Here is a 10,091-nt window from a genome sequence, read left to right on the forward strand (position 1 = left end):
CCCTTATTGTATAAATGGTACTTTTTCAGTGCCCTCTAAGTAAAGCGGTGGGTGTTTTTAATTGGGGATTAAAAAGAAGATTTAAATTCACTCAAAAGCTCCCATCTAAACTCTATTCCCGTACCTGGGGTGTCTGGAGATACGGCTCTGCCGTTATCCAGAATAAGAGGGCGGGTGGTGTATTTATCAATAGGGAAGCTATGCACCTCAAGGTAGGAGGCATGCGGGATGGCGGACATGAGGCTCACATGAAGCTCTTGCATGCCGTGGGTACAAACCGGTAAATTATGAGCATAGGCCAGTTGGGCCACTTTAAGCCACCCTGTTATCCCTCCGATATTGGAGGCATCGGGTTGAGGAAAATCAATATTCCCTCGGGAAATCATGTTTTGAAACTCATAAACGGTATGAAGGTTTTCCCCAGCAGCAATAGCCATTCCGCCTTCCTTGGAAATGCGTCGGTATCCGTCATAGTCATCGGGGATGGTAGGTTCCTCCAGCCAAAGGATGTTATACGGCTTTAAAAGTTTGGCTGCTTTTATCGCGGTTTCAATGGACCATTTCATATTCGCATCCACCATGAATACAATGTCGGGTCCAATGAGTTTACGTACGGCCGCCACACGTTCAATATCTTCTTCCAAACGCTCTTGACCCAACTTGATCTTAACCGCGTGAAAACCGCTGTCTAAGTAACTTTGAATATTTTGCAGAAGCTTTTCCATCGGGAAATTAAGATCAATAGCGCCAGCATAGGCTTTGGTACTATTGCTAGAACCCCCGAGCAGCTTCCATAAAGGTTCGTCTGCTTTCTTTGCTCTCAAGTCCCATAACGCGATATCGATGGCCGAGATGGCAAAGGAGGCAATACCGCCTCTTCCTACATAATGAACCTTCCAATTCATCTCTTCCCAAAGTTTTTCAACACAGCTTGCATCCTTTCCGATGAGGAAGGGCTTCAGGTCGTGTTCGATCATGTTGCAAATGGATCTTCCACCTATCCCGCCTGTATACGTATAGCCCACTCCGACAGATCCGCATTCTAAAATGACTTTGACGATAGGAAGTTCAAAATGAGTATGAATGCCATGTTTGGCATCCCCCATTTTTTCAGGCAATGGAATAAGATAATATTCAGTTACGACGTCGACGATCGTTCTTTTGTTTGACATGGTTAATCCCCAATCTGAAGAAATTTATATTAAGAGCGGAATGATAATTATAAAAATGAAACAATGTCCCGATTAATAATTTTATTTTAAGATGTTTAGCACAATTGGTCAATTACAAAATTTTTATTCTATATTCAGCTTGTGTAACCTGAAATGGAGCTATATAATATGAGTGGATTTACAAATGAAAATGAATAAAGGGTCTTTAATAGATAAATTGAAACAAGGCAAAGATATATTTTAAAAATGGGGGTTGAGACATGAATCAGAAAGATGAATTGGTTAAAACGAATTCAACGCTGGAAAGAGCTCTTTATCTGCTAGAGCAGCTTGCCCTGGCAGAAGGAAAGCTCGGGATTCGAGAATTGGCTGAGTCTGTAAATTTACCTAAGAGTACGATTCATAGAATTTTGGAGACGCTGCAAAAAGCCGGGTTTGTGGAACAAGATGCACTGACAGAAAAATATTCGGTCGGTCTAAAAGCGATTGAAATTGGCATGTCTGGATTAATGAAGGCTGATTTGGTAGAAGCCTCGATCCCTCATTTGCGTGACCTAGCGGCAACGACGGGGCAAACGGCTTTCTTAGCGGTCTATAACGAAGGGGAAATTGTCTATATTTATAAGGCAGAGGGAACGTCGTCCGTCATTACGAATGCCAACCTTGGTACAAGAAATCCTATGCATTGCACGGGGCTCGGAAAAGCCTTTCTAGCCTTTTTATCGCTGGAAGATGTAGATAAAATTATGGGTCAAAAAGGGTTAACCAGATACACGGATACCACCATAACCGACCAGCAAGCCTTATTGCAGGAGCTGAGTAAAATAAGACAAGCAGGAGTTGCACTCAATCGAGAGGAGCACGATCAAGGTCTAAGCTCCATCGCGGCCCCGATTTTTAACTATACAGGTCTTGTCGTTGCTGCCATCAGTGTAGCTGGACCAACAGACCGAATCTTTGATAACCAAGAGCAAATCGAAAACCTGGTTAAAGAAAAGAGCCTACATATTTCCAAACGGCTTGGATTCGTTCAAACCATGAGATCTATGTTTATTATTTGAAAAATCGCTAAAGAGTGAACTCTTTGGCGATTTTTATTAATTTCTTTTCAAAAAATAAAGGGTTGACTGAATTTTATTCGTGTTATATTCTGATAACGGAATGATGTCCCGATTTAAGGTGAGCTGAGTTTTAATCTTTTTCAAGTGAGAACATTATGTTCTTATGTTTCTTTCGTTCTATGTAAGGGGTTGCAAGTAAACGAATGATTATGGGGAGGGTCTTGTATGAAAACGAAAAAGAAAAGCAGTATCGCCATCCTATCCAGCCTGGTTCTAGCCACTTCCGTTTTTTTATCCGGTTGTGGATCTCAGGGGGAATCGAAGCCGTCTCAAGCAGCTGGAGAATCGAACAGCCCCGAGGCAGCACAAACCTACACATTAAAGCTTGCTAACTATTTTGGCGCCGACCATCCACAGAACTTGGCCATGAGAGAAAAGTTTAAGCCATTGGTGGAAGAGAAGTCCGGCGGCACGCTCAAAGTGCAAATCTTTGAAAACAGTAAATTGGGCGGAGAAAAAGAATTTTATGATGGAATTCGTACTGGAACCATCGAGATGGGGATCGTAGGAACGATCATGTCCGGCGATGTGGAAAAAATGTCCGTGGGAGACTGGCCGTTCCTGTTTAAGGATATCGAACATGCGAAAAAAGTATTTACAGGTCCAATCGGCGAGGAAATCGCAGTTGACTTGGAGAAGCAAGCAGGTGTCAAGGTACTGGCTTGGAGTGCCAACGGTTTTAGAATGTTTAGCAGTAATAAGCCCATCCAAAGTATTGAGGACTTTAAAGGCCTTCGTCTAAGAATGCCGAATATCCCTAACTACTTGAAGATGGCCGATGCATTAGGAGCGAACGTGACCCCTATGCCGATCTCTGAGGTGTTTACGGCTTTAGAACAAAAGGTGGTAGACGGTCAAGACAATCCGATCGCGACGCTAAAAGCCAACGGCTGGTATGAAGTCCAAACGGATGTACTAGAGTCAAGACACGTGTTCAATCCTAACTTGTACATCATTAACGGGAAGCTATGGGAGAAGTTAACGCCTGAACAGCAAACGGTTCTAAAAGAGGCAGCTATTGAAGCAGCCAATTATGAATGGGAGCTCTATGCTAACAGCTTCGAAGAGGATAAGAAATTCCTTGAGGAGAAAGGGGTCAAGTTTACGGTACCCGATGACAAATTTAGAAGTGATTTAGAAGCTGCGATGCAGCCCTTCTATGAGGAAACCTTTAAGCAGTATCCTTGGTCTAAAGATATGATTGATAGAATTAAGCAAGCAGCTGAATAGGGCAAGTTTATGAATAGGGGTCTATCTAACAGACCCCTAGATCTTTATAAGCGAGGAGATCTTATGAAAAAAACATCAAACTTTTTTAACGGGTTTTTAAATGCTGCGCTGGCTTTCTCCTTAGCTTCCATGGCTATTCTTGTATTCGGAAACGTGGTTCTGCGTTACATTTTCAATTCTGGAATTACCTGGTCCGAAGAGATGTCTAGATTTTTATTCGTTTGGCTCACGTTTATCGGTGCCATCGGCGCACTCAAAGACAAGGAGCATCTCGGGGTTGATTTGCTCGTCAAGAAGCTTTCTCAACCGCTAAAGAAAGTATGCCTTCTGTTGAGTGGTCTACTCATCCTAGGTATTTTATGGCTTGTCTTGGAAGGAAGCTGGACCATGACGTTATTAAACATGGACAGTAAAGCGCCAGCCACAGGTATGCCGCTTTCTTACGTGTTTGGCATCGGCATTGTTACCGGTGTTTTTATGTTCATTATCATTCTCTTTCAGATTTACAGATCCTTATTTTCCAATCCCTCGAAACAACAAGAAAAGCCCCTAACCTTGGATTCGCTTAGTCATACGACGAAAGGAGGCAAATAAACATGACGCTCATCGTTTTTGTAGGTTCATTGCTTGGGGGGATGGCGATTGGTATGCCGATTGCCTTTGCCCTCTTGTTAAGCAGTGTGGCCTTAATGTATTATTTGGATATTTTTGATGCGGTTATCATTGCGCAAAACCTCATCAATGGCGCCAACAATTTCCCTCTGATGGCCATACCCTTCTTTATCCTCGCCGGTGAGCTCATGAATGCCGGAGGAATATCGAAGAGAATCATTGATTTTGCGATGGCACTTGTCGGTCATATTAAAGGGGGCCTAGGGTTTGTCGCGATTGTTGCCAGTGTTTTATTTGCTGGCTTATCCGGTTCAGCGGTAGCGGATACGGCCGCTTTAGGAGCGGTGTTAATCCCGATGATGATTAAAGCTGGATACGACCGAAATCGGTCCACGGGTTTAATTGCAGCTGGCGGTATCATCGCACCCGTGATCCCTCCCAGTATGCCCATGATTATTTTTGGTGTGACCAGCGGGGTCTCTATTACCCAATTGTTTATGGCGGGTATTGTTCCAGGGATTTTGATGGCTGCAGGACTTGCCATCGCTTGGGGCTTGGTTATTCGCAAGGAAAAAGTAGAGGTCTATCCTCGCAAAACCCTGAAGGAAATAGGGATGGCTACCAAACAAGCGATATGGGCGCTGCTATTGCCTGTCATCATTATTGGTGGATTGCGCGGCGGGGTTTTCACTCCGACAGAGGCGGGAGTTGTAGCTGCGTTTTATGCGCTATTTGTAGGAATAATCGTTTATCGGGAATTAAAGTTGGATCAGCTTTACCATGTCCTGGTTACTTCTGCCAAGATGAGCAGCGTCGTGATGTTCTTGGTTGCCGCTGCTATGGTTTCCGCTTGGCTTATTACCGTAGCTAATATTCCAACGCTTATCACAGACATCCTTGGGCCGTTTTTGGAGAATCAGATGCTCCTTCTCTTTGTGATTGTTTTATTGGTACTGATCGTAGGGATGATGATGGATTTAACCCCCGTGATTCTCATTCTTACTCCCGTACTTATGCCCATCGTCAAACAAGCAGGGATTGATCCGGTTTATTTTGGGGTTGTTTTTGTCCTTGCGAATTGTATAGGCCTGCTCACCCCACCGGTGGGGACGGTCCTAAATGTAGCTTGTGGAGTGGGCAAAATTGGAATGGAGGATATCATAAAAGGGGTGTGGCCTTTCTTACTTGTTCACATTCTGATCTTGATTTTGCTAATTCTATTCCCGTCTATCGTGTTAGTTCCCCTTCAATGGTTAACTTAAAAAATCATGCCATGTACCCCATCCTCGAAAGATATCAATCTGAGTGGATGGGGATTTTTTTATAAAAATGGACATTGACGACTGTTGGTCATTTATTGTAACCTAAAAACAGGACATTATTCCGATTTATAATAAAAATATAAAGTATAACTGAAGTGAGTTCCGAAATATTTATGCGACCTGAGCGTTGTTTTTGAATGATCTAACAATGGAGGATGAACACATGAACCGATTTATCGTGAAAATCACCGATTGCGACCACCCGTCTGTTGACATTGAACGGAATGTGATCAGTAGGATCCCAGCCGATATGAGTCTGCACCAATGCAAAACAGAAGAGGACCTGATTCACGAGTGCGCGGATGCCGATGCGTTGATTAATCAATATGCTCCTTTGACAAGAAAGGTATTAAGCCAACTGAAGAACTGTAAAGTCATTGTTCGTTACGGCGTAGGGGTAAATAATGTGGACCTTGAAGCCGCAAGTGAGTACGGCATTCCAGTATGCAATGTGCCTGACTATGGGATAGATGAAGTATCGGACCACGCGCTTGCTCTGATGTATACGCTAACACGAAAAACTCTTCTACTGGCCAATGCGGTCCGAAGAGGAGAGTGGGACTTTAGCATATCCCGTCCGATTTTGCGTTTGCGAGACCAAGTGGTAGGGGTAGTGGGTCTAGGCCGAATTGGCAGCGCCTTTGCTAAAAAAGCCCATGGAGCTGGGTTTAAGGTGATTGGATTTGACCCGAGAAGGACGGTTCGTGAAGATCTTTCCTTTATGGAGAGTGTCAGTTTTGAAGAGTTGCTTCAACAATCAGATATGATCTCGATTCACTGCCCATTAATCGATGAGACAAGAAACCTGTTCGGAGAAAAGGAATTGCGGGCGATGAAAAGCTCTGCTTATCTAATCAACACAGCAAGAGGCGGGATTATAGATGAAGTCGCTTTAGATCAAGCCTTAAGGGAAGGGTGGATAGCGGGAGCGGCCTTGGATGTTTTAGAACTGGAGCCTCCTAGACCAGATCATCCGTTATTACAGCACGAGTCCTTCCTTGCGACCCCTCATGTTGCTTGGTATTCCGAGCAGGCCTTTGATGAATTAAAGCGCAAGGCGGCAGAAGAAGCCGTGCGTGTATTGAACGGGGAAGAACCGCTTAATCGGGTAAATGCTATGAAAGTTACAAACTAACCGAGGAGTTGAAGATCAAATGAGCCAATACATGTCTAGCGTTGTATACCATGAAGCCAAACAGGTTCGAGTCGAAGAAAAGCCCAAACCTACACCTGCTGAAGGCTGGGCCCTCATTAAAGTCAGTCACGCAGGAATCTGCGGTACGGATCTTAATATTTACGTGGGGGCACACCCTCGGGCGAAAGGACCGTTAGTTCTGGGTCACGAAATCTCGGGTACATTAGTGGAGGGTCACCCGACTCTCCCAGCGGGAACCCCAGTTACGATCAGGCCCTTACTGTTTTGCGGCGAATGTGAACCTTGTCAAACAGGAAAGAGCCATGTATGTAAAGATCTCAAATTGGTTGGGATTGATCGAGATGGAGGAATCGCGGAGTATGTAACAGCTCCCTGGGAAACGATTCACGTGATACCGGAAGGGGTTTCCATGAAGCTCGGTGCCTTAATTGAACCTTTAGCCGTTGGCGTTCATGCGGTAAGGCAATCGGGATTTGTCCCTGGAGATACGGCCTTAGTGTTCGGGGCAGGACCGATCGGAATGTGTGTGGCCGTTTCGTTAAAGCTTCTGGGAGCCGGCCGAATCCTCATCGTGGAACCTCATCCGTTCCGCTTGCAGAGAGCAAAAGAACTCGGCTTTGAAACCATCGATCCAAGGGAAGGGGATGTGACGCAGCGCCTCCTGGAGAAGACCGGCGGAATGGGAGCGGATTATACCTTTGATTGTGCGGGGCATCCTTCTGTTTCTGAGATCCTTACTCATGTCACGAAGGTGAGAGGGACGGTGGTCACCGTTGCGGCTTATAAGAAGCCAGCTCCCATCGATTTATTGCAGGTGATGTTTAAAGAATTAACGTTAAAGGGAGTTCGGGTGTATACGCCGAAAGATTTTGAGATTGCAGCGCAGCTCCTTAAGCAGGATTTTGATTTTGAGAAATTGATTACGCACGTCCTGCCCATCGACGAGATTCAAGAGGGATTTGATTTGTTGCTTGGCGGTGGAGATGCTATAAAAGTGATGCTAAACCTAGAAGAGGGGAGCCAATAGGATGCCGTATTTTAACTTGCAAGGTCAAGTGGCTGTGGTAACAGGGGGGACCCGAGGCTTAGGGAAGGCCATGGCCCTCGCCCTGGCTGAGGCGGGGGCGGATATTGCCCTCATCCAACGCACGGAAACAGATCGCTCGACGAAGGAAGAAGTGGAGGCCTTAGGTCGCCGATGCGAGATCGTTCTATGTGATTTGGCGGACATCCAACAAGTCAAACAGGTGATGGAAAAGGTAGAGGAGAAGTTCGGGAAAATCGATATTCTCGTGAATAATGGTGGAATTCAACGCCGCTCACCTGCCGTCGATTTTTCGGAAGAAGATTGGGATAGCGTGCTGGATGTAAATTTAAAGAGTGTATTTATCCTTTGTCAGCAAGCAGGAAAACGCATGCTCAAGCAAGGAAGAGGAAAAATCATCAATATTGCCTCCTTGTTATCGTTTCAAGGGGGGATCACGGTTCCCGCTTATGCTGCAGCTAAAGGAGGAGTTGCCCAGCTGACGAAGGCCTTAGCTAACGAGTGGGCAGCCCATGGAGTGAATGTGAATGCCCTAGCACCAGGGTATATGGATACGGAGATGAATGATGGCTTGAAGCAAAACGAAACAAGGAGCCGCCAGATTCTAGAGCGGATCCCTGCTGCACGGTGGGGAAAGCCGGAAGATATGAAAGGGGCGGTCATCTTTCTTGCGTCCCCCGCTTCCGATTATATCCACGGTCAAGTCCTTGCCATTGATGGCGGGTGGATGGGTCGATAGGCGGCTAATGAGATCATAAGGGGAGAACGGGATGGATGTTGTAACATTCGGGGAGACCATGGTGCTTTTCACGCCTGAATCCACTGGACCTCTCCGCTATGCAGGAACATTTGAAAAAAAGATCGGCGGCGCTGAATCCAATCTAGTCATTGCCCTAGCTAGACTCGGACATCAGGTGGGTTGGATAAGCCGCTTAGGCGACGATGAGTTCGGCCATTATGTGCGCAACTTTATCCGAGGGGAAGGGGTAGATACCTCTCAAGTCGTATTGGATGGACAGTACCCGACAGCCGTCTTCTTTAAAGAGCGGATTATCGGGCAGGATCCAAAAATTTATTACTATCGGCGAGGGTCAGCTGCGAGCTGCATGGTCCCGGGGGATGTAGATGAAAACTATATCGCCCAGGCCAAGTATCTCCATATTACGGGGATTACACCTGCGCTAAGTGCCACTTGCAAGGACGCCGTTTTTCATGCCATGGAGTTGGCGAGGAGAAATAAGCTTACCGTTGTATTTGACCCCAATATTCGCTTCAAACTGTGGTCTAGGGAAGAAGCTGGGCCTGCTTTAATGGAGATTGCTAGCCGGTGTGATATGGTCCTGCCAGGCCTAGATGAGGGTGAAATCATGACGGGTAAGACCACGCCTGAAGAAATAGCAGCCGATTTTCTTCAACGAGGGGTCCAAGTGGTGGTCATCAAGCTTGGCGAAAGAGGGGCTTTTTATGCAACCGCTAGCCAAAGCGAGTATGTAAAGGGGTTTCCTGTGAATCACATCGTGGATACAGTTGGGGCAGGCGACGGGTTTGCTGCTGGATTTCTGTCCGGATTACTTCGCGGTTGGTCCTACCGGAAAGCAGTAGAATTAGGGAATCGGATCGGAGCGTATGCCTTGACTGTTGCCGGAGATGTGGAAGGGTATCCTTTCTGGCATCAGGTGGCGCCTGATCAGAGGAAGGAAATCTTACGGTAATTTTTCCGAATAGAAAGAAGGTATACATGATGCTTCCTAAAGTTGTCTTATTGCAAAAGTTAGTGGAATCCGGTGTGATTGCCGTTATTCGAAGGATTCCTGAGGACAAGGTGGAGAGGGTTGCGGACAGTCTCGTGGAAGGCGGGGTAACCGCGCTTGAAGTGACAATAGATTCCCCAGGGGCATTTGCTGTCATTAGGAAGCTTTCCGCAAGGTTCGGGGATAGGGCCATAATAGGGGCAGGAACGGTAGTGGATAGCGAGTCCGCTCGTCTAGCTATTGATAGTGGTGCTAGTTTCATATTTAGTCCCAGCTTGCACCAGGATGTGATCCGTACTGCTTTGCGATACGGGAAGGTGGTCGTACCTGGAGTCATGACTCCAACAGAGATGATTCAGGCCATTGAGTGGGGAGCGGATATGGTCAAGATCTTTCCCGCAAGTGGTCTAGGTGTCCAATACATAAAGGATATAAAAGGACCGTTTCCCTATATCCCTGTCATTCCAACCGGTGGCGTAAAACTGGATAACGTTTCTTCATTCATTCAGGCAGGTGTATCTGCTGTCGGCATTGGCGGAAATCTCCTGGATCCAAAGGCGATCCAAGACCATAATTTTATGGCGATTACCGAAATCGCTAAACGATATGTTACGGCTGTACGTGAAGCGCGTGTGAACTAGTGAGTGCCTGTGGTCAAGACCCTGGTAAATGGACAATAGGA

Annotated in this window: 10 protein-coding genes; 9 read left to right on the top strand and 1 reads right to left on the bottom strand. The window is 46.1% G+C overall.

Going from position 1 to position 10,091, the window contains the following annotated elements:
- Positions 1–68 precede the first annotated feature (68 nt).
- Positions 69–1,172 (bottom strand): mandelate racemase/muconate lactonizing enzyme family protein, encoded by a 1,104-nt coding sequence (locus EIZ58_RS32420; protein WP_134705185.1) that lies wholly within the window; start codon positions 1,170–1,172, stop codon positions 69–71.
- Between the two features lie 260 nt (positions 1,173–1,432).
- Here EIZ58_RS32420 and EIZ58_RS32425 point away from each other — a divergent pair, with 260 nt between their 5' ends.
- The 9 genes from EIZ58_RS32425 to EIZ58_RS32465 all read left to right on the top strand — a co-directional run bounded on the left by EIZ58_RS32425 (position 1,433) and on the right by EIZ58_RS32465 (position 10,050).
- On the top strand, positions 1,433–2,233 hold the full coding sequence (locus EIZ58_RS32425; RefSeq protein ID WP_134705186.1) for an IclR family transcriptional regulator: 801 nt from the start codon (positions 1,433–1,435) through the stop codon (positions 2,231–2,233).
- A 225-nt stretch (positions 2,234–2,458) separates the two neighbouring features.
- Positions 2,459–3,523: a TRAP transporter substrate-binding protein gene (locus EIZ58_RS32430; RefSeq protein ID WP_134705187.1), complete on the top strand. Its 1,065-nt coding sequence runs from the start codon at positions 2,459–2,461 to the stop codon at positions 3,521–3,523.
- Positions 3,524–3,586: 63 nt separating this feature from the next.
- Positions 3,587–4,117 (top strand): TRAP transporter small permease, encoded by a 531-nt coding sequence (locus EIZ58_RS32435; RefSeq protein ID WP_134705188.1) that lies wholly within the window; start codon positions 3,587–3,589, stop codon positions 4,115–4,117.
- A 2-nt stretch (positions 4,118–4,119) separates the two neighbouring features.
- Entirely contained in the window at positions 4,120–5,397 is a 1,278-nt protein-coding gene (locus tag EIZ58_RS32440; protein ID WP_134705189.1) for a TRAP transporter large permease, read from the top strand.
- A 223-nt stretch (positions 5,398–5,620) separates the two neighbouring features.
- Complete coding sequence (locus EIZ58_RS32445; protein ID WP_134705190.1) at positions 5,621–6,592, top strand: C-terminal binding protein; 972 nt, start codon at positions 5,621–5,623, stop codon at positions 6,590–6,592.
- A 19-nt stretch (positions 6,593–6,611) separates the two neighbouring features.
- On the top strand, positions 6,612–7,640 hold the full coding sequence (locus EIZ58_RS32450) for a zinc-dependent alcohol dehydrogenase (RefSeq protein WP_240689498.1): 1,029 nt from the start codon (positions 6,612–6,614) through the stop codon (positions 7,638–7,640).
- Position 7,641: 1 nt separating this feature from the next.
- Positions 7,642–8,397: a 2-dehydro-3-deoxy-D-gluconate 5-dehydrogenase KduD gene (gene kduD / locus EIZ58_RS32455; protein ID WP_134705191.1), complete on the top strand. Its 756-nt coding sequence runs from the start codon at positions 7,642–7,644 to the stop codon at positions 8,395–8,397.
- Between the two features lie 31 nt (positions 8,398–8,428).
- Positions 8,429–9,370 (top strand): sugar kinase, encoded by a 942-nt coding sequence (locus EIZ58_RS32460; protein ID WP_134705192.1) that lies wholly within the window; start codon positions 8,429–8,431, stop codon positions 9,368–9,370.
- 29 nt (positions 9,371–9,399) lie between these two features.
- Positions 9,400–10,050 carry a bifunctional 4-hydroxy-2-oxoglutarate aldolase/2-dehydro-3-deoxy-phosphogluconate aldolase gene (locus EIZ58_RS32465; RefSeq protein ID WP_134705194.1) on the top strand — a complete coding sequence of 217 codons (651 nt, stop codon included), beginning with the start codon at positions 9,400–9,402 and terminating at the stop codon, positions 10,048–10,050.
- Positions 10,051–10,091: the final 41 nt, after the last annotated feature.

It is taken from the genome of Ammoniphilus sp. YIM 78166 (genome assembly GCF_004522215.1).
GTDB lineage: Bacteria > Bacillota > Bacilli > Aneurinibacillales > RAOX-1 > YIM-78166.

Excerpts from the sequence above, each read along its gene's own strand:
- EIZ58_RS32420 (WP_134705185.1), bottom strand. The coding sequence starts at position 1,172 with ATGTCAAACAAAAGAACGATCGTCGACGTCGTAACTGAATATTATCTT.
- EIZ58_RS32425 (WP_134705186.1), top strand. The coding sequence starts at position 1,433 with ATGAATCAGAAAGATGAATTGGTTAAAACGAATTCAACGCTGGAAAGA.
- EIZ58_RS32430 (WP_134705187.1), top strand. The coding sequence starts at position 2,459 with ATGAAAACGAAAAAGAAAAGCAGTATCGCCATCCTATCCAGCCTGGTT.
- EIZ58_RS32435 (WP_134705188.1), top strand. The coding sequence starts at position 3,587 with ATGAAAAAAACATCAAACTTTTTTAACGGGTTTTTAAATGCTGCGCTG.
- EIZ58_RS32440 (WP_134705189.1), top strand. The coding sequence starts at position 4,120 with ATGACGCTCATCGTTTTTGTAGGTTCATTGCTTGGGGGGATGGCGATT.
- EIZ58_RS32445 (WP_134705190.1), top strand. The coding sequence starts at position 5,621 with ATGAACCGATTTATCGTGAAAATCACCGATTGCGACCACCCGTCTGTT.
- EIZ58_RS32450 (WP_240689498.1), top strand. The coding sequence starts at position 6,612 with ATGAGCCAATACATGTCTAGCGTTGTATACCATGAAGCCAAACAGGTT.
- kduD (WP_134705191.1), top strand. The coding sequence starts at position 7,642 with ATGCCGTATTTTAACTTGCAAGGTCAAGTGGCTGTGGTAACAGGGGGG.
- EIZ58_RS32460 (WP_134705192.1), top strand. The coding sequence starts at position 8,429 with ATGGATGTTGTAACATTCGGGGAGACCATGGTGCTTTTCACGCCTGAA.
- EIZ58_RS32465 (WP_134705194.1), top strand. The coding sequence starts at position 9,400 with ATGCTTCCTAAAGTTGTCTTATTGCAAAAGTTAGTGGAATCCGGTGTG.